The sequence below is a fragment of the Amycolatopsis sp. NPDC051045 genome (assembly GCF_040682955.1).
Lineage (GTDB): Bacteria > Actinomycetota > Actinomycetes > Mycobacteriales > Pseudonocardiaceae > Amycolatopsis.
Genome location: NZ_JBFBCC010000032.1, coordinates 37,484 through 57,023 on the forward strand (window position 1 = coordinate 37,484; position 19,540 = coordinate 57,023).

Here is a 19,540-nt window from a genome sequence, read left to right on the forward strand (position 1 = left end):
GGGAGTGAGCTCATGGTCCGAGCCGGGTTGACCACGGAACGCGTCGTGCGCGCCGGGGCGGAACTGGCCGACGAAGCCGGCTTCGAGCACGTGACGCCATCGGAGCTGGCGCGCCGGTTCGACGTCAAGGTCGCGAGTCTGTACTCGCACGTCAAGAACGCGCACGACCTGCGGACGAAGATCGCTCTGCTCGCACTGGACGAGCTCGCCGACCGCGCCGCCGCCGCGCTGGCGGGGCGGGCCGGCAAGGACGCGCTCGTGGCCTTCGCCGACGTCTACCGCGACTACGCCCGGGAGCACCCCGGCCGGTACGCCGCCGCGCGGTTCCGGCTCGATCCGGAGACGGCGGCCGCGAGCGCCGGCGTGCGGCAGGCGCGGATGATGCGCGCGATCCTGCGCGGCTACGACCTCGCCGGGCCGGACGAGACACACGCCGTGCGCCTGCTGGGCAGCGTCTTCCACGGGTACGTCGACCTGGAGGCCCACGGCGGATTCGACCACAGCTCTCCCCCCTCGCAGGAGTCCTGGACCCGGATCCTCGCCCTGCTGGACGCCGTTCTCCGCGATTGGCCCACCTCATGATCGACATTCCCCTGACCGCCGACCTCGTCCGCGGCGCCCTCGAACTCGAACGCACCGAGCGCGGCCTGGTGCCGCACCGGCTCCCGGCCCGCGCGCGGGCGCAGAACAGCGATCCGCGGCTCGCCATGGCCGAGGCGCAGCCCGCGGGCGTCCGGCTGCGGTTCCGCACGCGGGCGGACGTCGTCGAACTGGAGACGCTGCCGACCAAGCAGGTGTACGCCGGTGCCCCGCCGCGGCCGGACGGGGTGTACGACCTGCTCGTCGACGGCGAGCTCACCGCCCAGGCGAGCGTGGCCGGCGGCAACACCCTGACCGTCGACATGGCGACCGGTGCGGCCTCGCACGCCGCGGGCGCGCCGGGTGCCGTCCGGTTCGCCGGGTTGGGCGGGCACCTCAAGGACGTCGAACTCTGGCTGCCGCACAACGAGCTCACCGAGCTCATCGCCCTGCGCGCCGACGCGCCGGTCGAGGCCGTGCCCGGTGATCGCCGGGTGTGGCTGCACCACGGCAGTTCGATCAGCCACGGCTCGAACGCCGCGAGCCCCGCGACGACGTGGCCCGCGCTCGCCGCGACGGCCGCGGGTGTCGACCTGATCAACCTGGGGTTCAGCGGCAACGCGCTGCTCGACCCGTTCACCGCCCGCGCGCTGCGGGACACCCCCGCCGACCTGATCAGCGTCAAGCTCGGCATCAACGTCGTCAACGCCGACCTGATGCGCCTGCGCGCGTTCGGCCCGGCCGTGCACGGGTTCCTCGACACCATTCGCGAGGGCCACCCTTCGGCGCCACTCCTGGTCGTCTCGCCGATCCTCTGCCCGATCCACGAGCAGACCCCCGGCCCCGGCGACTTCGACCACGACGCGCTCGCCGCCGGTGAGGTGCGGTTCCGGGCGACCGGCGACCCCGCCGAGCGGGCCGCGGGCAAGCTGACGCTGGAGGTGATCCGCGACGAGCTCGCGCGCATCACGGCCGAGCGGGCGGACCCGAACCTCCACTACCTCGACGGCCTCGAGCTGTACGGCGAAGCCGACTTCGCCGAGTTCCCCCTGCCGGACGCCTTGCACCCGGACGCGGCGGCCCACCGCCGGATCGCCGAGCGGTTCACCGAACACGCCTTCGGCGGCCCGTTCGCTTGACTTCAAGCTCCCTTGAAGTTGAATGCTTCGTGGCATGTTCACCGAAGCAGAACTCGCCTACCTCGACGCCCAGCCGCTGGGCCGGCTGGCGACCCAGCAGCCGAACGGCACCCTACAGGTCAGCCCGGTCGGTTTCCGGTACAACGCGGAAGAGAAGACCATCGACGTCACCGGGCACAACCTGCGCAACAGCAAGAAGTTCCGCAACGTCCTGGCGAACGGCCGCGTCGCGTTCGTCGTCGACGATCTGCCGGCCACCGACCCGTGGCGGGTGCGCTGCCTGGAGATCCGCGGCCGAGCCGAGGCGCTGACGGGGGTGAACGAACCCGACGGCCACCTCGACGACGCGATGATCCGCATCCACCCGGAGCGGATCATCGCCTTCGGCGTCGAGGACTGGGACCGGGAGCCCCTCGAACTGGAGACGAACATCCGCAACGTCTGAGGTGGTTCCCGTGGCGGCCGCCGCCGGTGTTCAGCGGCGGCCGCCCCAGGCGGTGTACGCCAGCGTGCCCGAGACGGCCAGCACCACCGCCGTCCACGTGGCCGCCGTGGCGTCCGGCGGTTGCAGCATCCACGCCGCGATCCGGTTGACCGTCGCGTCATCGTGCGGAACGAACGGGCTGATCGCGCACCAGAGCAGCGGGAGCGTCCAGCCGAACTGGCCGCCGCCGACCGTGGCCGCGAGGCCCGCCAGCCCCAGCAGGCCCGCCGCGTCGCGCGAGATGATCGCCAAGCCGACCGTCGACGAGCCCAGCTCCTGGACCGCCAGCACCGCACCCCCGGCCGCGAGGCCGATCAGGGCCAGGTGGGCGAACCGGCGGATCGGCCACGGCAGCGCCGCGGCCCGGTCGAGGTCGGGGTCCTGGCCGCTGAGGCCGATCGCCGCCACCGCGACCCCCGCGGCCAGCGTCAGCGTGACCGGCAGCGTCGACCACGAGCCGCGCGTCAGGAACCACAGCCCGGCCGTCGCCACCAGCAGGGCCGTGAACGCCGCCGGGGCCTGCCGCGAACGCACGTAGAGCGCTGCCCATCTCATCGCACGGCCCCCGGGACCAGCGTGTCCATCGGGTCGCCCTGGCACGTCGAAAGCACCTGGCGCAGCGCGACGATCCGGGCAAACCGAACCTCCGCCGGCAAGGCGCGGAACTTCGCCCACACCTGCTCGACCAAGCCGCCTTCGCGGGCGACCCAGCGCGCGCCGAACTCGGGCAGCGGCTTCAGCTCACCGGTGAAGTACGCCGCCGCGATCATCCGGGCGCCTACGTCGGCCAGGCTGCCGCCGTACGGCGGATCGCACGAGGGCAGCCCGGCGCCGGACAGCACCGCGAGCCGCAGGTCGCCGGCGTCCGCCGTGAGCAGGCCGTCGTTGCGCTGGAAGTCCAGGTAGACGACGCCGGGATCGCGGGGGGCGGGGCCGTCGATCGAGTTCGGCGCCGTCTGCTCCTCGATCCGGGTCGGTGCGCCGGGCAGCTTCGCCAGCATGGCCAGCGCTTCCCGGCCCGGCCCGGCCAGCGCGGCCAGCCTGTCCTCGTGCGCCCGGCTGACGCAGATCGGTCCGTCGCAGACCTTCCGGGCGGCGATGCTGTCGGGGACCAGGAGCCCGTCGGCGGAAGCCGGGAAGACCGGCAAGGCGATCGCGGCCCCGGCCACCACCGGGAGCAGCCCGAGGAGCCGGGCCCGCGCGGAGTCCGCGGCCAGCAGCAGGAACCCGGTGGCGGCGAGGCCGGCGAACCACACCACCTGCCCGAGGTCCACCGAAGCCGCCGTCGTCACCAGTGCGCCCCGCGGCTGCCCCAGCGCCGCGGCCAGCAACCCGAATCGGCTGTACGGCACCGACAGCACACCCTCTTCGAGCGACATCCAGGCCACGATCGACGCGGCCAGCGTCACCACGGCCAGCGCGGGCGCGGTCAGCGGGTGCGGCAGCAGCCGGCCGATCGCCAGGCCGACCCAGGTCCCCGCCACGACGGCGAGCAGGCCGACGAGCACGATCGGCGCGAAATTGGCGGAGACGAACCCGCCGTTGCCGAGCACCTCGGCGAAGCCGACGCCGAACACCACGAGGTAGCCGAGCGCGCTCAACGCGCCGACGGCACCGGCGAGTTTCGCCGCCCGGTGCCGGCTCGGCCGGGACGTCGTGACCAGCAGTTCGACCATGCCGGACCGGCTGTCGCGCATGCCCTGGATCGCCCCGGCGCCGACGGTGACCGGCCACACGAACACCAGCAGGAACCGCAGCCACAGCGCGGTGGTCGTGGTGTGCCCGGTCCACGGCGCGGGTACCTTCCACCACGGCCCGGACAGCAGGAACAGGAAACCGAGCGAGACCACGAGCAACGCCAGCCCGGCCCAGGGCGCGATCGAGCGCCGCAGTTCGGTGCGCAGGATCATCACCACGCCCCCTTGCTCTGCACGTGGTTCAGCAGCGCCGAATAGCCGCGCTCGATCGGGCTGTCACCCGTGTGCTGCGGGGTGCCCGCGGCCGCCAGCTCGTCCGGGGTGCCCTGGAACACCAGCTTGCCCTCGGCGAACAGGATGACGTCGGAGCACGCCGTGCCCACGTCTTCGACCAGGTGCGTCGAGATCAGCACGCACGAGTCCTGGCCGAGTTCCTGCACCAGTTCGCGGAACCGCACGCGCTGCGCCGGGTCGAGCCCGGCGGTCGGCTCGTCCAGCAGCAGGATGTCCGGGTCGTTGACGATCGCCTGCGCGATCCCGACCCGCCGCACCATGCCGCCGGACAGCGTCTTCATCCGGTCGTCCGCGCGGTCGGCCAGCCCCACCCGCTCGATCGCGCGCTGCACCGCACCCGGGATGTCCTGTTTGGACACTTCTTTGAGCCAGGCGATGTACTCGACGAACTCACGGACGGTGAACCGCTTGTAGAACCCGAAGTTCTGCGGCAGGTAGCCGATCCGGCGGCGCAGGCCGCGCTGCCCGGTGTGCCCCCCGACCGGCGCACCGAGCAACGACAGCCTGCCTTCCGCGGGCCGGAGCACCGTCGCCAGTGCCCGGATCAGCGTCGTCTTGCCCGCCCCGTTCGGCCCGAGCAAGCCGTGCACCCCCTTGCCGAGCGACAGGTCCAGCCCGTCCACGGCCATTTTCCGCCGTCCCACCCGCACCTTCAGCCCTTCCGCCTGGATCTCCCAGGCGTAAGCCGTTGGCGCGACCTCGGCGGCTCCGACAGCACGCATGTTCTTCCTCCCTAGTTGCGCGCGCCGAGCCGGGTGAACGCGCCCTTGTGCAGGGCGACGACCACCGTCGTCAACGCGAAGATCCCCGCCCACACCGGCAACGCACCGGTGGTGAGCGCAAACGTGGGCCGCTGGGCCGCCACCGTGGGCAGGACCAGCAACGCGCCCCACATCGCGATCAGCGCGTACGCCGCTCGCGTCATGCCGATCAGCCCGCCCAGCGCGAGCGTCCCCGTGGTGAAGGCCAGGCTCGGCAGCAGCCAGAGCGCGAACGCCGTCCCGGTCAGCCACCCGGCGACGCCGAGCACCGGCAGGACGACGAGGAGCACGGCCAGCGTCCGCCGCGCGATCAGGTACAGCCCGGCGCGCGGCGTCGCGACGACGACTTCGTACGCCGGATCCAGCCCCCGCGCCCACGACACGGCGACGCCGAGCACCGGCAGCACCGGCGCGAAGAGCTGCACCGCCGTCACGTCCAGCACCGAGTGCGCGACGTGGTCGAACACCACCGCCAGCAGCGTGACCAGCACGATCATCGCCAGCCACGGCAGCATCACCGGGGTGGCCCAGGTGGCGAGCCACCGGCCGAAGCGGCGCCGCGCCGGGTGCGCGGGAACGGCCGGCGGCTCGAGGTCCGCCGCGAGCCGCGTCCAGACGAGGTCCACCACCGGCTGGACCGGCGCCACGGCGGCGAGCCGCGCCCGGCACGCCCCGCACGTCTCGAGGTGGGCTTCGAGGCCCCACAGCTGGTCGCCCGGGAGGTCGTCGCCCGCCACGTACGCGGCGATGAGCCGGTCCGGCGCATGGTTCATGACAGTGCCTCCCGCATCGCGATCCGCGCCCGGCGGGCGCGGGTCTTGACGGTTCCTTCCGGCAGCCCCAGCAGGACGGCGGTCTCGCGGACGGTCAGCCCGTCGAGCACCATCGCCTGCAGCACCTCCCGCAACTCGGGCGCGAGGTCGCGCAGCGCGGTGCCGACCTCGTCGCCGATGGTCGCCGCCAGCGCCTCGTCCTCGGCCGCGACCGCCGGCGCGACGTCGAGGGCCACCTGCGGCGGCGGCTGCGCGTGGTGCGCCCGGCGCCGGAACGCGTCGACCAGCCGGCGTGCGGCGATCGTCCACACCCAGCCGACCGCGCTGCCGCCGGTGGCGGCGCCCGCGAACGAGCCGGCCGCCCGCCAGACGGCCAGGAACGTCTCCTGCATGACCTCGGCGACGATCTGGTCGTCCGCGCACCGGCGGCGCAGGCGCACGGCGAGCCAGGGCGAAGTGCGGCGGTAGAGCTCCTCGAACGCCGCGCGGTCGCCCTTGGCCGTGCGCCGGACGAGGTGCTCCTCGTCGGCGTCCTCCAGTGGCTTCTGTCTCACACCAGGCAAGACGCCGGGTGACCGAAAACGGTTCTCACCCGATTGTGCGCTGCGTCACACCGAGGGCGAGGGCCAGAACTTCCGCCAGCCGTCGGCCTCCAGGGTCGTCGGCTCCAGCCCGGCGTCCCGGGCGGCCTGCTCAGCGGCCTGGATGTCCTTCGCGAACTGCTTCGCCAACGCCCTCAGCTCGCCCTCGGCGTCGACCCCGGCACGGCGCGCCGTGGCCGCGATGCGGAACAGCTGGGCGGCGGCCCCGACCCCTTCGGGGAAGAGGTCGAGCGGAATGCCCGCGCGCCCGGAGCGCTGCCCCAGCTTGCCCGCCAGCGCGACGGCGGGCTGGCCGAACGCCACGCCGTCCACAATGGACCGGCGCTGCTTCTCGCGCTGCTTCAGCTCTTCCCACTTGAGGTTCTGGTGCTCGACCGTGTGCACCCGGTCGGCGCCGGCGAAGACGTGCGGGTGCCGGCCGACCAGCTTCGCGACGAGCGCCGCGGCGACGTCGTCGATGCCGAACGGGTCTTGCGCGTCCTCGGCCGCGACCCGCGCGTGGAAGAGCACCTGCAGCAGGACGTCGCCGAGTTCTTCGCGCAGCGCCTCGCGGTCGCCTTCCTCGATGGCGTCGAGCAGCTCGTAGGTTTCCTCGACCAGGTACTGCCGCAGCGAATCGTGGGTCTGCACCGCGTCCCACGGGCAGCCTCCCGGCGAGCGGAGCCGGTCCATCACCTCGGCGGCCTCGACCAGGGGCGGCACCGGCGTCTCGATGACTTCCGCGCCGGTCGCGATGAGCAGCGACGCCGCGGGCTCGTCCCGGGACCCGGCGAGCAGCACGACGTCCTTCAGCGAAGGCGCCTCGGTGACGGCCGGGACCCCGAACGCGGCCGGATCGACGTCCGTGGCCGCGTAGACAGCGGGAGATTCACGCAGGATCTTGAGTGCCGCACCGGGCAGCGTCGTCCCGCGGACGACTACGACGACACCCGTGCTCACTGCTGGGTGCGGCCGGAACCGCCCGGGGGCAGCACGACGCCCTGCGTGGAGTCCTGGTTCGGCGCGACGTTCATGGCCACAACATCCCACACGCCGTACCGCTTGTTGACACGCACACCCAGTTCGTCGAACAGCGGCTGCAGCTGCCGCATGCCGATCGCGGTCTTCGTGGCGGCGTCGGGCGCCGCCGCCTGCTCCGTGGCGACGGGCTTGTCGTCCGTGCGCTGCCGGACGACCGCGATGAACCAGGTGCCGTCGCCGTTCGGGAACGGGAAGACCATGGCGGTGCCGGCCGGCGAACCGAAGAGCGGGGTGGCGGCGAACGTGCCCGCCTGGGTTGCCGCCAGCACCTCGCCGACACCGGCGAACGGCGGGACCGACTCGGGGCTCTGCCCCGTCTGGGACGCCCGCTGCCGCAACGCCGTCAGGTACTGGACGTCCGAGCCGATCCGCTTGGTCGCCCCCGCCGGGTCGGCGGCGAACTGCCGGGCGAGGTCGAAGGCGGTCTTCTTCGCCTCGGGACCCTGGGGCGCGGAGCCGGTGGCCGGGTCCGGCACCAGGCCGACCGAGGTGTAGTCGAACGTGACCGAGGTGTTCGGCATGGCCTTGTCGGCCAGCGCCTGGGCGAGGTAGGTGTCGGTCAGTTCCTCGCGGTGGTCACGCGTGCGGGCGACGACCTGGCTGACCGCCTGGGCCTCGTTGCTCGCGTCCGCGGGAACCGGACCGTTGAGGGGGTCCTTCGCCAGCTGGGCGTCGATCTGCGCGTAGTTCGGGGTGATACCCTGCTTCTGCGCGGCCTTCAGGAGCAGCTCGTGCAGGACGAGCTGGCCGACGACGGCCCGGCCCACCGCCTCGAGCTTGTGCTCACCGGCGAGCTTCTTGGCGTACGGCTGCTCACGGACGGCTTTGTCGATCAGATTCTGCACCTGGTCGATGGAGATGACCCGGTCGCCGATGACCGCGGCGGCACCGACCTGGCTGGGGCCCGAGCCGCACCCGCCGAGGAGAAGTGCACCGGCAACGACCGCGACCAGCGCGCGAGGGCGCCCCATGATCCGCATCACAGCGCATATCCTCTCACACCATCGCCCCCGAACCGCAACACCCATGAGGTCACGGCGGCGGTAATGTCGACATATGGACCATTGGCTGACCATCGAGGTGTTCGACGGGGAACGTTCGGCTTCGCTGTGGCGGCTGGCCCACGGTGACGCGCTGACCGAAGCGGCCCTGACGAACGGCGCCGAGCAGTGGGTTTGGCACGAGCACCGGTGGGGTGTGGTGCTCGAAATCGAGTTCGGGACCGAGGAGCGCCGCGACGCGTTCCGGGCCCTGCCGGTCGTGACGGCGGCACTGGACGCGGTCCCGGACCCGGCGCGGGGATTGCTGGTCTACCCGGGACGGGGTGGCGGCGCGGGGACGCGGATGCCGCGAACACCCCGGCCGTTGCCGATGTCGGGGGCCGGGGCGGTTCCGGTACCGGTGGAGTCGGTGCGGATGGGGCTGGCGGAGGCGTTGCCGCCGATGTTCAGCGATGCCGGCTAGCGGAGCCGGCCGAGGAGTTCGCGCCAGGCCGGGGTGGCGGCGGTGAGGGTGCCGCCTTCGCGGTCCTTCGTGTCCCGGACGAGGACTTCGGGGCCGGCGGCCACCTCGGCACATTCGCCACCGTTGGTGCGGTAGCTGCTCTTACGGCTACGAAACCGGCGCCGGCTTCTTCGTCAGCTGCACGAGCAGCTTCGTGCACCACTCCAGCAGCTGTTCGTCCCGCAGGGTGGGCGCGCCGATCCGGCCGCCGGCCGGGCCCTCCGTGGGCTTCGGAACCGACACCGTGTTCGTCACCGCCTTGAACGTCGCCTTCGGGTACAGCCGCTTCAACCGGACCATCTGCGAGTCCAGCAGCGGCAACGGCGCGAACCGGATCGTGTTGCCCTGGATCGCCACCTCCGTCACGCCCGCCTCGCGGCAGGTGTGCCGGAACTTCGCCACCGACAGCAGCCGGTTGACCGGCGCCGGCGGCTGGCCGTAGCGGTCGATCAGCTCTTCGCGCACCGCGTCGAGCCCCGCGGTGTCCCGCGCCGCCGCGATCTTGCGGTACGCCTCCAGGCGCAGCCGCTCGCCCGGCACGTAGTCGTGGGGGATGTGGGCGTCGATCGGGAGGTCGACGCGGACGTCGGCCATCTCCTCGTCCTCCGCCGGCTCCGCGCCGGCGTGGCGCCGGAAGGCGTCGACCGCCTCACCCACCAGCCGCACGTAGAGGTCGAACCCGACGCCCGCGATGTGCCCGGACTGCTCCGCGCCGAGGATGTTCCCCGCGCCGCGGATCTCGAGGTCCTTCATCGCGACCGCCATGCCCGCGCCCAGCTCGGTGTTCTGGGCGATCGTCGCCAAGCGGTCGTGGGCGGTCTCCGTCAGCGGCACCTCCGGCGGGTACAGGAAGTACGCGTACCCGCGCTCGCGCCCGCGTCCCACCCGGCCGCGCAGCTGGTGCAGCTGGGCCAGACCCAGCAGGTCACCGCGCTCGACCAGCAGCGTGTTGGCGTTCGAAATGTCCAGCCCGGTCTCGACGATCGTGGTGCACACCAGGACGTCGTACTCGTTCTCCCAGAAGCCCTGGATGATCTTTTCGAGCTTGTCCTCGTTCATCTGGCCGTGCGCGGTGACGACCCGCGCCTCCGGCACCAGCTCGCGGATCCGCCGCGCCGCCTTCTCGATCGAGGAGACGCGGTTGTGGACGTAGAAGACCTGCCCGTCGCGCAGCAGCTCGCGCCGGATGGCCGCGCCGACCTGCTTGTCGTCGTACGCGCCGACGTACGTCAGGATCGGGTGGCGGTCCTCCGGCGGGGTCAGGATCGTCGACATCTCGCGGATGCCGGCCAGCGACATCTCCAGGGTGCGCGGGATCGGCGTCGCCGACATGGTGAGCACGTCGACGTGCGTGCGCAGCGCCTTGATGTGTTCCTTGTGCTCGACGCCGAACCGCTGCTCCTCGTCGACGATCACCAGGCCCAGGTCCTTCCAGCGGACGCCGGTCTGCAGCAGGCGGTGGGTGCCGATGACGATGTCGATCTCGCCGCTGGCCAGCTGCTCCAGGGTCGCGTCGGTCTCGCTCTTGGCGGAGAACCGGGACAAGCCGCGGATCTTCACCGGGAACGAGCGCATGCGCTCGGTGAACGTGTTCAGGTGCTGCTGGGCGAGCAGCGTCGTCGGGACGAGGACCGCGACCTGTTTGCCGTCCTGCACCGCCTTGAACGCGGCCCGGACGGCGATCTCGGTCTTGCCGTAGCCGACGTCGCCGCAGATGACGCGGTCCATCGGGACGCCGCGTTCCATGTCCCCCTTGACCTCGTCGATCGCGGCGAGCTGGTCGTTCGTCTCCGTGAACGGGAAGGCGTCTTCCAGCTCGTGCTGCCACGGCGTGTCCGGACCGAACGCGTGCCCGGGCGCGGACTGGCGCGCGGCGTACAGCTGCACCAGCTCCGCGGCGATCTCCTTGACCGCCTTCTTGGCCCTGGCCTTGGTGTTCTTCCAGTCGGAACCGCCGAGCTTGTTGAGCGTGGGCAGCTCACCGCCGACGTAGCGGGAGACTTCGTCGAGCTGGTCGGTGGGGACGAACAGCCGGTCGCCGGGGTGGCCGCGCTTCGACGACGCGTACTCCAGCAAGAGGTACTCGCGGGTGGCGCCGGCGACCGTCCGCTGGACCATCTCGACGAACCGGCCGATGCCGTGCTGTTCGTGCACCACGTAGTCGCCCGCCTTGAGCGCGAGCGGGTCGACCGCGTTGCGCCGCCGGGACGGCATCTTGGTGTTCAGGTCCTTTGTGGACGTCCCGGCGCCCGCGCCGCGGCCGGTGAGGTCCGCTTCGCTCAGCACGACCAGGGCGCGCTCCGGCGACAGGAACCCGTCGGTGAGGCCGCCGCAGGTGACCGTGACCATCCCCGGCGCCGGGACGCTCTTCAGGCCGTCACCGGCCTGGGTCGCCGCGACGTCGGCGGCCGAGAGCTGCTCCACCGCCCGCGCCGCGGTGCCCTGGCCGGCGACGACGAGCACCGCCGTGCCACCCGACGCGGTGTGGGCGCGCAGATCCGTCATCGCGCGCTCGAGCTCGCCGCGGTAGGCGGGCGCGGCCTCGATCGAGACGCGGTAGACGTCCGGGTCTTCGCTGGTCAGCTGGGTGAGCGTCCACCAGGCGCGCTTGGTGTCCTGCGCGTGGGAGGCGATCTCGTCGAGCCCGCGGTAGGCCGACGCGCCGAGGTCGATCGGGGCCTGGCCGCCCGCCGCGGCCGTCGTCCAGGACGCTTCGAGGAACTCCTGGCCGGTGCGGACGAGGTCGGCGGCGCGGGCGCGGATCTTCTCCGGGTCCGTGAGCAGCACGTGGGTGCCGACCGGCATCGCGTCGGTGAGCAGCTCGAGCTCGTCTTCGCAGAGGACCGGGATGAGCGCCTCCATGCCCTCGACCGGGATGCCGTCGGCGAGCTTGGTCAGCATCTCGGCCAGGTGGGCGTCGGCCTCGTACGTCTTCGCCAGCTCCGCGGCCTTCTCCTTGACCGGCGGCGAGAGCAGCAGCTCGCGGCACGGTGGCGCGGTGACCCGCGCGATCTCGCCGGGCAGCGACCGCTGGTCGGAGACGGCGAACGCGCGGATCTCGCTGACCTCGTCGCCCCAGAACTCCACCCGGACGGGGTGCTGCGCGGTGGGGCCGAACAGGTCGAGGATGCCGCCGCGGACGGCGAACTCCCCGCGCTTCTCGACCATGTCGACACGGGTGTAGGCCAGCTCGACCAGCCGCTCGAGCAGCTCTTCGAACGGCTGCTCCTCGCCGACGACGAGGTCGATCGGCTCGAGCGAGCCGAGCCCGGGGGCCATGGGCTGGATCAGGCTGCGGACGGTGGCGACGACCACGCGCAGGTCGTCGTCCCCGGTCTTCAGCCGGTGCAGCACCTCGAGGCGGCGGCCGACGGTGTCCGCGCGCGGCGAGAGGCGCTCGTGCGGAAGGGTCTCCCAGGAGGGGAAGTCGGCTACTTTTCCGGCGCCGAGCAGGGCGCCCAGTGACGCGGTCAGCTCGTCGGCCTCGCGGCCGGTCGCGGTGACGGCGAGCACGGGCTTGCCGGCGCCGTCATCGGCCGCGAGAACGGCGGCGACGAGCTGCCTGGCGGCGATCGGCCCCTGCAGCTCGAGCAGCGGCGCGCCGGCGCGCTCGACCACGCCGCGCAGGGCCGGGTCGGGAAGGATGGCGGTGAGGAGTCCGGACAGTGGAGCGTCGGTCACGGGTCCCAGCCTACGTGCCACCCCCGACAGGTTTCCGCTCACGGCCGGTCGTGCGGGGAGTTCGTGAATGCCACCTTCACGGATGTTACGTCCCTGAATGTGGCATTCACGGACCTTGGGGCAGGCGCAGCAGGTTCACCACTTCGGCGACGCGGGGCAGCTGCTCGTCGAACACCTTCGGGTCCGTGCTCGCGATCCGGAGCAGGAAGTGCTCCACCCCTTCGTACTTCCGCAGCTGCGCGGCCACCTCCGCGGCACTTCCGCGCACCTGCATCTGAATCCCCTGGACGAACGCCGCCGGGCGGCCGTAGTTGCGCTCGCAGTACTCCTCCAGCAGCTCGCCGCCGCGCACCGGGTCGTCCTCCACCAGGACCGTCGCGAACAACGCCGGTGTCACCGGGCGCGACGCCGTGGCCCGGATCCGCGAGAGACCCGTCCCGTAGTCCGCCGGGTCCGGCGGGTAGGGCAGCCAGCCGTCGTACAGCCGTCCGACGCGCTCCAACGCGCCCGGCGTGTACGCCGCCAGCCACACCGGCGGGCCGCCCGGGCGGGCCGGTGCCGGGAACACCGGGAGCGTGTCGTGGTGCAGCACCGAACCGTGGAAGGACGTCGCCCCGCTCCACACCGCCCGCCACAGCGCCACGATGTCGTCCAGGCGGGCCCGGCGACGCTCCCACGGCACGCCCGCGAACGCGAATTCCGGCTCGCTGCGCCCGGCGAACCCGGCGCCGACCGCGACCGTGAGGCGGCCGGAACTCAACAGATCGAGGGAAAGCAGCTGGTTCGCCGTCAACAGCGGGTTTCGCAGGGCCGGGAGGAGCGCCGACGTCCCCAGTGTCACCCGTGAAGTCCGGGCGGCGAAGGCAGCCAGCACGGTGAGCGCGTCCAGCGGCGCCCGCGCGAGGGTGTCGCCGACCCAGACCGAGTCGAGCCCGAGCCGTTCGGCTTCGACGGCGGTCGCGACCAGCTCGGGCGCGGTCCGCCCGGCGTCGAGGATGGGCTGGTAGGTCGGGATGACCAAGCCGTAGTTCGTCATGGCGCCAGCGTCACCCGAACCGGGTATGCGCTCAATTCCCCGCGGGGAATGGACCGGCCGAGCAGGATGGACCCGTGGACTTCGGAACGGCGCTCAAGGACTGGCGCACCCGGCGGCGGCTCAGCCAGCTCGACCTGGCGTTGCGCGCGGGCACGACGCAACGGCACGTGAGCTTCATGGAGAGCGGGCGCTCGGTACCCGGGCGCGGCATGGTCCTGCGCGTCGCCGAGTCCCTCGAACTCCCCCTGCGCGAGCGCAACGGCCTGCTCCACGCCGCCGGGTACGCGCCGACGTACCCCGAAACGCGGCTCGACGACCCGGCGATCCGGCCGGTGCTCGACGGGCTGCGGCGGCTGCTCGACGGCCACCGGCCCTACCCCGCGATCGTCGTCGACCGCTACGGCGTGCTGGTCGCCGCGAACGACGCGTTTCCGCTGCTCACCGAGGGTGTCGCGGCGGAACTCCTCGAAGCGCCGGTGGACACGCTGCGGCTCGCGCTGCACCCGCGCGGGATGGCGCCGCGCGTGCGGAACCTCGACGACTGGGCGCGGCACATCCTCGAGCGCCTCCGCAACGACCTGGCCCGGACCCCGGACGAACGGCTGGCCGCGCAGCTGGCCGAACTGGAGGGATACCTGCCGCCGGCGTCGGTGCCCGGTCCGGAGCACCTGGGGTTCGCGGTGCCGGTCCGGCTGGCCACGCCGGCCGGCGAGCTGCGGCTGATCACGGCGATCACGACGTTCGCGACCGCGGCGGACGTGACGGTGTCGGAGCTGAAGCTGGAGACGTTCCTGCCCGCGGACGCCGAGACCGCGGAACGCCTTCACAGCATCAGCGCCGTGGTGTGACCGACCAGCAGTTCCGCGCTCGCCCACAGCACGGCCGCAGCCACGCTGCCCGCCGCGAACCGGCGGTACGGCATCGCCGCCGAGCCCGCGACGCGCGGGACCAGCGTCCGGACCCCGGCCAGACAGCGGCCCGCGATCACCGCCGGGACGCCGTAGCGCGCGACCGCCGTTTCCGCGCGCTCCCAGCGGTCGTCGCCGGCGCGGCGGGCCAGGCGCGGCCCCCAGCGGCGCCCCTCGAGGTAGGCGAGCTGGTCGCCGAGGACGGCCGCGGCGACGGCGACCAGCCAAGCGAGTCCGAGGTGGAGGGTGCCCCGCTCGGCGAGAAAACCCATCAGCAGCACCGTCGACAACGTCGGCAGCGCGATGCCCGGCAGCAGCGCGGTTTCCGCCGTGATCACCAGGGCGCAGACCAGGTAGACGACCACCGGGGACGCGTCAAGCAGGGGCCGCAGCAGGCTGTCCACGCCGGACCCTCCCCACCGTCACCGGCAAGGCCGCGCGGTAGACGAACGCGGGCGGCAAGTTGCCCCAGACGACCGGAGTGCGCTCCACGACGGCGAAACGGCTTCGCAGTGACGCGGCGAAGCGGCGCCCGGGCGGTGTCCAGGCCGCGTGGGCATACGCGAACGTCGTGAACCGGCCGTTCGGGGCCAGTGCCCCGGTCACGGCGTCGAGGATGCGCTGCTGCCGGGTCGCGGTCATGGCCGTCCACGGCAGACCGGACACGACGACGTCGACGTCGTCCAGCGCCAGGTGCTCGGCCGAGCCGGTGACGACGTCGACCTGTGGATAGCGCTCACGCAGCGAAGACGCGAAACGCGGGTTGATCTCTACGGCCGTCAAGCGCGCTTCGGGGCGAAGCAGCGCGAGGACCGCTTCGGTGAACACGCCGGTGCCCGGACCCAGCTCGGCGACGTGGGCCGCGCGTTCCAGGCCGAGGCCCGCCGTCATCTCTTCGGCCAGCCGCGGTGAGCTGGGCGCGATCGCCCCCGTCAGCAGCGGGTGGCGGAGGAATTCCCTGGTGATCGACATGTCCCCGACGCTAGGAACGGCCGGGGTGGCCGCGAATCCGCCGGATCGATCGCTCTTGTCCTCCTTCGGGAGGAGGAGGACGGACCGGAGGAAGGACGCCAAGAGCCGGTGCCGGGCATTACGTTCGCGGTGTGGAACGACTCGTGATGTGGGTACGCAGGCACCGGTGGACGGTCGACCTGCCGCTGTACGCCGTGTTCCTCTTACTGGGCCCGAACTGGAACGGCACCGGCTCGTGGGGCGTCCGGGCGATCCCGATGCTGTTCCTGCTTCCGCTGCTGGTCCGCCGGCGGTTCCCGCGGATCGTCGCGGTGCTGATCATCGCCGGCGCGGCGTCGGTGTACTTCAACGAGATCTGGGCGTACGACCGCGGCCGCACCGAACTGGCCATGGCGGTCGTGCTGTTCAACCTCGTGAAGCTGGGACACCGGTGGTTCGCCGCGTCGATCGCCGTGGCGATCGTCGTCCTCGACGTCCAGTGGGTCGCCCTCTATGCGACGTACTCGGACAACCCCACCTTCACGATGATCAGTGTCCTGCCGCTGCACATCGCGGCGTGGGCGCTCGGGGAGTTCTTCCGCAAGCAGGACCAGCTCACCGCCGAAGAGAAAAGGCGCGACGACGCCCAGTCCCGGGCGGCGGTCGCCGAGGAGCGCACCCGGATCGCGCGCGAACTGCACGACGTCCTGGCGCACAGCATGACCGTGATCGTGCTGAACGCCGAAGGCGCGAAGCTCGCCCGGCACCGCGACCCCGAAGCCGTCGACCGCACGCTCGACACGATCGTCCACACCGGCCGGGACGCACTGGCCGAGCTGCGGCGGCTCCTCGAAGTCCTGCACGCCGGACAGGCGGCACGCAGTCCCCAGCCGACGCTCGCCGAACTGCGCGAGCTCGTCGACCAGTCCGGGCGCGAGGTCGCGCTCGACGTGACCGGCGACCCGGGCACGCTGCCCGCGAGCGCCGCGCTGCAGGCGTACCGGATCGTCCAGGAGGCACTGACCAACATGATCAAGCACGCTCCCGCCGACGCGACCGGCCGCGTCGGCGTCGCCTTCGAACCGCCGGAGGTCCGGATCGAGGTGACGAACACGGGCGGCCACGCGGCGCCGGCCCCGGCCCTGCCGTCGTCCGGACGCGGGCTGGCCGGGATGCGCCAGCGCGTCGAGATGTACCACGGCGAGCTGACCACCGGACCGCTCCCCGGCGGCGGGTACCGCGTGAGCGCGACCCTGGTGGTGCGGCCGTGACCACCCGGATTCTGCTCTGCGACGACCAGCAGCTCGTCCGCGTCGGCCTGCGGATGATCGTCGAAAGCCAGGACGACCTCGTCGTCGCGGGCGAGGCGGCCAACGGCGAGGAAGCCGTCGACCTGGCCCGGGAGCTGCGGCCGGACCTGGTGCTGATGGACGTCCGGATGCCGGTGCTCGACGGCGTCGCGGCGACCGCGCGGATCTGCGCCGAGCTGCCGGACGTGCGCGTTCTCATCATCACGACCTTCGACCTCGACGAGTACGCGTACGCCGCGTTGCGGGGCGGCGCCAGCGGGTTCCTGGTTAAGGACGCGCCGTCGGAGGAGATGCTCGTCGCGATCCGCGGTGTGCTGCGGGGCGACTCGATGGTTTCGCCGTCGGTCACGCGGCGGCTGCTCGACCGGTACCTCGACGACGACCGCGACCCCGTGGACGTCGCGAAGCTCGACGTGCTGACCGAACGCGAGAAGGACGTGCTGGGGCTCATCGCGCGCGGGCTGTCGAACGGCGAGATCGCCGCGAAGCTGTACATCGGCGAGACGACGGTGAAGACGCACGTCGGGCGGATCCTCGGCAAGCTGCGGCTGCGCGACCGGGTGCACGCCGTCGTCTTCGCCTACGAGTCCGGCCTGGTCCGGCCAGGTACCTGATTGTTCCCCATAATCCTACTTGATAAGGAGTGATAAGGTACTTTGCATGACGATATACAAGTCCGCAGCCGGTGCTCAGCTCCTGCGCGAGCGGTACCTCGACGCCCTGCGGGCCTGGCCCGTACCGCACGACGAAGTGCGCGTGCCGACACCGGAAGGCGAGACGTTCGTCCTCGCTTCGGGTCCGGCCGAAGCCCCGCCGCTGGTCCTGCTGCACGGCTCCGGCAGCAACTCCGCGGAATGGGTGCCCCGGATCCCGTCGCTGGCCGAGCGGTTCCGGGTGTACGCCGTCGACATCATCGGCGAGCCGGGGATGAGCGCCGAGACCCGGCCGCCGCTCGACAGCGATCGGTACGCGCGCTGGCTGGAGGCGGTCCTGGACCACTTCGGCGTCGCCGGGGCCGCCTTCCTGACGTCGTCGCTGGGCGGCTGGCTCGCGCTCGACTTCGCGATCCGGCGGCCCGGGCGCGTCACCGCGCTGGCGTTGCGGTGCCCGATCGGCCTCGGCCCGATGAAGAAGGGGTTCGTCGTCAAAGCCGTCCTGCTGGCGCTGCTCGGCGAGAAGGGACGGCGGAAGTCCGTGGCCGGCACGATCGGGGCACCGGAGACGTCGCCGGTCGTCGAGCACCAGCTGCTGGTGTCCGCGAACTACCGGTACCGCACCGGGCCGTTCCCCGTCTTCGGCGACGCGGCCTTGGGCCGGCTGACCATGCCGGTGTACGCCGTCGCCGGGGCGGAGGACGCGATGGTCGACTCCGCGACGACGAAACGGCGTCTCGAAGCGGCGGGCGCCGCGGTGGACCTGGTGCCCGGCACCGGGCACCTCATCCCCGGCGAGGCGGACCTGGAGTTCCTCACGCGCGTGGCTTCGAACGGCGATTTCACCGCTTGATGGCAGGATGAGCCATATGCGTCGTGCGCTGGGTCTCATCGGTGTGGTGTCGTTGGCGGTCCTGGGCTGTTCGGGGGCGGCGAGCGAGCCGGTCCAGAGCATCCCGCCCGCGGCCTCCCCGGCTGCCGCGACCGGGAAGTTCAAGGTCGAGACGGTGACCGCCGGGCTGGAGCACGGCTGGGACGTCGGCTTCCTGCCCGACGGCGGCATCCTCGTGCCACAACGGCCCGGCAAGCTCGCGCTGGTCCGCGACGGGCGGGCGGCCGAGGTGCGCGCCGACTTCTCCGACGTCCTCGTCAAGGGTGAAGGCGGGCTGCTCGGCATGGCCGTCAGCCCCGACTTCGAGACCAGCCGCGAGTTCATCACCTGCCAGGACCACCAGGAGGGCAGCAAGGCCGTCGACATCCGGCTGGTCACGTGGCGGCTGGCCGACGACGGCGCGAGCGCGACGAAGGTCAAGGACCTGCTGACCGGGCTGCCGGTGAACCCGAGCGGACGGCACTCGGGCTGCCGCCCGACGTTCGCCCCGGACGGCGCGCTGCTCGTCGGCACCGGCGACACCGCCCGCGCGTCGATCTCGCAGGACCGCCACTCCCTCGGCGGCAAGGTGCTGCGGCTGGACGCGAAAACCGGGAACCCGTTGCCGGACAACCCGTTCATCAGCTCGAGCGACCCGCACGAACGGCTGATCTACACCTACGGCCACCGCAACGTCCAGGGCGTGGCGATCCGCCCGGGCAGCGGCCAGGTGATCACGGCCGAGCACGGGCCGACGTTCGACGACGAGGTCAACCTGCTGAAGCCGGGCGCGAACTACGGCTGGGACCCGTCGAAGGGCGGCACCGGCTCCAGCTACGACGAGAGCGTGCCGATGACCGACCTCAAGCGGTTCCCGGACGCGGTGAGTCCACTGTGGACCTCCGGGGACATCACCGAGGCGATCAGCGGCGACGCCTTCCTGACCGGCGCACAGTGGGGCCCGAACGACGGCGCGCTCGTCGTGGTGGCGCTCAAGGGCCAGAAGCTGCTGCTGTACCACTTGGACGCCGCGGGCAAGGTCCTCGACGTCACGCTGCCGCCGGAGTTCGACGACAAGTTCGGCCGCCTGCGCGCGGTCCGCAGCGGCCCGGACGGCGCCCTGTACGTGACCACGTCGGACGGCACGGACGACAAGCTGCTGAAGGTCACGCCCGCCTGATCATGAGAAAAGCACGGCAGTGGCGTGCCGTGGACACTTCCGCCGGGGTGGCGGATCGCGGAACATGGTGTGTACCAGGAGTTTTCGCCCGCCCCCGA

20 protein-coding genes and 1 pseudogene are annotated in these 19,540 nt (G+C 72.2%); 9 read left to right on the forward strand and 12 right to left on the reverse strand.

Annotated elements, in window-relative coordinates; genetic code table 11:
• Positions 1–12 precede the first annotated feature (12 nt).
• The 3 genes from AB0M80_RS40155 to AB0M80_RS40165 are packed head-to-tail and all read left to right on the forward strand — an operon-like array spanning position 13 to position 2,163.
• Positions 13–582: a WHG domain-containing protein gene (locus AB0M80_RS40155; RefSeq protein WP_364575408.1), complete on the forward strand. Its 570-nt coding sequence runs from the start codon at positions 13–15 to the stop codon at positions 580–582.
• The gene (locus AB0M80_RS40160; protein WP_364575410.1) at positions 579–1,718 is read left to right on the forward strand and encodes a GDSL-type esterase/lipase family protein; all 1,140 of its coding nucleotides are present in this window, start codon (positions 579–581) and stop codon (positions 1,716–1,718) included. Before AB0M80_RS40155 ends, AB0M80_RS40160 begins: the two co-directional genes overlap by 4 nt.
• A gap of 34 nt (positions 1,719–1,752) precedes the next feature.
• Positions 1,753–2,163, forward strand: coding sequence for a PPOX class F420-dependent oxidoreductase (locus AB0M80_RS40165; RefSeq protein ID WP_364575412.1), 411 nt, complete (start codon positions 1,753–1,755; stop codon positions 2,161–2,163).
• 30 nt (positions 2,164–2,193) lie between these two features.
• On the opposite strand, the gene AB0M80_RS40170 is transcribed toward AB0M80_RS40165, so the two are convergent.
• Genes AB0M80_RS40170 through AB0M80_RS40200 form a run of 7 tightly spaced genes read right to left on the reverse strand, consistent with a single transcriptional unit; the run spans position 2,194 to position 8,320 of the window.
• Positions 2,194–2,757 (reverse strand): hypothetical protein, encoded by a 564-nt coding sequence (locus tag AB0M80_RS40170; protein WP_364575414.1) that lies wholly within the window; start codon positions 2,755–2,757, stop codon positions 2,194–2,196.
• Complete coding sequence (locus tag AB0M80_RS40175) at positions 2,754–4,112, reverse strand: hypothetical protein (protein WP_364575416.1); 1,359 nt, start codon at positions 4,110–4,112, stop codon at positions 2,754–2,756. The genes AB0M80_RS40170 and AB0M80_RS40175 overlap by 4 nt, the downstream gene beginning before the upstream one ends.
• The gene (locus tag AB0M80_RS40180) at positions 4,112–4,915 is read right to left on the reverse strand and encodes an ABC transporter ATP-binding protein (RefSeq protein WP_364575418.1); all 804 of its coding nucleotides are present in this window, start codon (positions 4,913–4,915) and stop codon (positions 4,112–4,114) included. The genes AB0M80_RS40175 and AB0M80_RS40180 overlap by 1 nt, the downstream gene beginning before the upstream one ends.
• 11 nt (positions 4,916–4,926) lie before the next feature.
• The gene (locus AB0M80_RS40185) at positions 4,927–5,727 is read right to left on the reverse strand and encodes a zf-HC2 domain-containing protein (RefSeq protein WP_364575420.1); all 801 of its coding nucleotides are present in this window, start codon (positions 5,725–5,727) and stop codon (positions 4,927–4,929) included.
• Positions 5,724–6,281 carry an RNA polymerase sigma factor gene (locus tag AB0M80_RS40190; RefSeq protein ID WP_364575422.1) on the reverse strand — a complete coding sequence of 186 codons (558 nt, stop codon included), beginning with the start codon at positions 6,279–6,281 and terminating at the stop codon, positions 5,724–5,726. The genes AB0M80_RS40185 and AB0M80_RS40190 overlap by 4 nt, the downstream gene beginning before the upstream one ends.
• A 54-nt stretch (positions 6,282–6,335) precedes the next feature.
• Positions 6,336–7,268 (reverse strand): MazG family protein, encoded by a 933-nt coding sequence (locus AB0M80_RS40195; protein WP_364575424.1) that lies wholly within the window; start codon positions 7,266–7,268, stop codon positions 6,336–6,338.
• Positions 7,265–8,320 (reverse strand): SurA N-terminal domain-containing protein, encoded by a 1,056-nt coding sequence (locus AB0M80_RS40200; protein WP_364575426.1) that lies wholly within the window; start codon positions 8,318–8,320, stop codon positions 7,265–7,267. The genes AB0M80_RS40195 and AB0M80_RS40200 overlap by 4 nt, the downstream gene beginning before the upstream one ends.
• An 85-nt stretch (positions 8,321–8,405) precedes the next feature.
• Between AB0M80_RS40200 and AB0M80_RS40205 the strand changes: the two genes are divergently transcribed.
• Complete coding sequence (locus AB0M80_RS40205) at positions 8,406–8,813, forward strand: hypothetical protein (RefSeq protein ID WP_364575428.1); 408 nt, start codon at positions 8,406–8,408, stop codon at positions 8,811–8,813.
• On the opposite strand, the pseudogene AB0M80_RS40210 reads toward AB0M80_RS40205, so the two are convergent.
• The 3 genes and pseudogenes from AB0M80_RS40210 to AB0M80_RS40220 form a co-directional block, all read right to left on the reverse strand.
• A pseudogene (locus AB0M80_RS40210) lies at positions 8,810–8,947 on the reverse strand (DUF397 domain-containing protein); the annotation flags it as partial. The gene AB0M80_RS40205 and the pseudogene AB0M80_RS40210 sit on opposite strands and share 4 nt — an antisense overlap.
• 13 nt (positions 8,948–8,960) lie before the next feature.
• On the reverse strand, positions 8,961–12,518 hold the full coding sequence (mfd, locus tag AB0M80_RS40215; RefSeq protein ID WP_364575474.1) for a transcription-repair coupling factor: 3,558 nt from the start codon (positions 12,516–12,518) through the stop codon (positions 8,961–8,963).
• 121 nt (positions 12,519–12,639) lie between these two features.
• Positions 12,640–13,569: an LLM class flavin-dependent oxidoreductase gene (locus AB0M80_RS40220; protein ID WP_364575430.1), complete on the reverse strand. Its 930-nt coding sequence runs from the start codon at positions 13,567–13,569 to the stop codon at positions 12,640–12,642.
• 74 nt (positions 13,570–13,643) lie between these two features.
• Between AB0M80_RS40220 and AB0M80_RS40225 the strand changes: the two genes are divergently transcribed.
• Positions 13,644–14,417, forward strand: a complete 774-nt coding sequence (locus AB0M80_RS40225) for a helix-turn-helix transcriptional regulator (protein WP_364575432.1) — start codon at positions 13,644–13,646, stop codon at positions 14,415–14,417.
• Here AB0M80_RS40225 and AB0M80_RS40230 read toward each other — a convergent pair.
• Both AB0M80_RS40230 and AB0M80_RS40235 read right to left on the reverse strand, forming a co-directional pair.
• Complete coding sequence (locus AB0M80_RS40230) at positions 14,393–14,881, reverse strand: DedA family protein (RefSeq protein WP_364575434.1); 489 nt, start codon at positions 14,879–14,881, stop codon at positions 14,393–14,395. The two genes, AB0M80_RS40225 and AB0M80_RS40230, sit on opposite strands and share 25 nt — an antisense overlap.
• Positions 14,853–15,449, reverse strand: a complete 597-nt coding sequence (locus tag AB0M80_RS40235) for a methyltransferase domain-containing protein (RefSeq protein WP_364575435.1) — start codon at positions 15,447–15,449, stop codon at positions 14,853–14,855. The genes AB0M80_RS40230 and AB0M80_RS40235 overlap by 29 nt, the downstream gene beginning before the upstream one ends.
• A gap of 146 nt (positions 15,450–15,595) precedes the next feature.
• Between AB0M80_RS40235 and AB0M80_RS40240 the strand changes: the two genes are divergently transcribed.
• From AB0M80_RS40240 to AB0M80_RS40255, 4 genes are read left to right on the forward strand one after another with little or no spacing between them, the layout of a single operon-like run.
• The gene (locus tag AB0M80_RS40240; protein ID WP_364575476.1) at positions 15,596–16,699 is read left to right on the forward strand and encodes a sensor histidine kinase; all 1,104 of its coding nucleotides are present in this window, start codon (positions 15,596–15,598) and stop codon (positions 16,697–16,699) included.
• On the forward strand, positions 16,696–17,352 hold the full coding sequence (locus AB0M80_RS40245) for a response regulator transcription factor (RefSeq protein WP_364575436.1): 657 nt from the start codon (positions 16,696–16,698) through the stop codon (positions 17,350–17,352). Before AB0M80_RS40240 ends, AB0M80_RS40245 begins: the two co-directional genes overlap by 4 nt.
• A gap of 46 nt (positions 17,353–17,398) precedes the next feature.
• Positions 17,399–18,244, forward strand: coding sequence for an alpha/beta fold hydrolase (locus AB0M80_RS40250; RefSeq protein ID WP_364575438.1), 846 nt, complete (start codon positions 17,399–17,401; stop codon positions 18,242–18,244).
• A 16-nt stretch (positions 18,245–18,260) separates the two neighbouring features.
• On the forward strand, positions 18,261–19,442 hold the full coding sequence (locus AB0M80_RS40255) for a PQQ-dependent sugar dehydrogenase (protein WP_364575440.1): 1,182 nt from the start codon (positions 18,261–18,263) through the stop codon (positions 19,440–19,442).
• Positions 19,443–19,540: the final 98 nt, after the last annotated feature.

Excerpts from the sequence above, each read along its gene's own strand:
- AB0M80_RS40155 (WP_364575408.1), top strand. The coding sequence starts at position 13 with ATGGTCCGAGCCGGGTTGACCACGGAACGCGTCGTGCGCGCCGGGGCG.
- AB0M80_RS40160 (WP_364575410.1), top strand. The coding sequence starts at position 579 with ATGATCGACATTCCCCTGACCGCCGACCTCGTCCGCGGCGCCCTCGAA.
- AB0M80_RS40165 (WP_364575412.1), top strand. The coding sequence starts at position 1,753 with ATGTTCACCGAAGCAGAACTCGCCTACCTCGACGCCCAGCCGCTGGGC.
- AB0M80_RS40170 (WP_364575414.1), bottom strand. The coding sequence starts at position 2,757 with ATGAGATGGGCAGCGCTCTACGTGCGTTCGCGGCAGGCCCCGGCGGCG.
- AB0M80_RS40175 (WP_364575416.1), bottom strand. The coding sequence starts at position 4,112 with ATGATCCTGCGCACCGAACTGCGGCGCTCGATCGCGCCCTGGGCCGGG.
- AB0M80_RS40180 (WP_364575418.1), bottom strand. The coding sequence starts at position 4,915 with ATGCGTGCTGTCGGAGCCGCCGAGGTCGCGCCAACGGCTTACGCCTGG.
- AB0M80_RS40185 (WP_364575420.1), bottom strand. The coding sequence starts at position 5,727 with ATGAACCATGCGCCGGACCGGCTCATCGCCGCGTACGTGGCGGGCGAC.
- AB0M80_RS40200 (WP_364575426.1), bottom strand. The coding sequence starts at position 8,320 with ATGGGGCGCCCTCGCGCGCTGGTCGCGGTCGTTGCCGGTGCACTTCTC.
- AB0M80_RS40205 (WP_364575428.1), top strand. The coding sequence starts at position 8,406 with ATGGACCATTGGCTGACCATCGAGGTGTTCGACGGGGAACGTTCGGCT.
- AB0M80_RS40220 (WP_364575430.1), bottom strand. The coding sequence starts at position 13,569 with ATGACGAACTACGGCTTGGTCATCCCGACCTACCAGCCCATCCTCGAC.
- AB0M80_RS40235 (WP_364575435.1), bottom strand. The coding sequence starts at position 15,449 with ATGTCGATCACCAGGGAATTCCTCCGCCACCCGCTGCTGACGGGGGCG.
- AB0M80_RS40240 (WP_364575476.1), top strand. The coding sequence starts at position 15,596 with ATGTGGGTACGCAGGCACCGGTGGACGGTCGACCTGCCGCTGTACGCC.
- AB0M80_RS40250 (WP_364575438.1), top strand. The coding sequence starts at position 17,399 with ATGACGATATACAAGTCCGCAGCCGGTGCTCAGCTCCTGCGCGAGCGG.
- AB0M80_RS40255 (WP_364575440.1), top strand. The coding sequence starts at position 18,261 with ATGCGTCGTGCGCTGGGTCTCATCGGTGTGGTGTCGTTGGCGGTCCTG.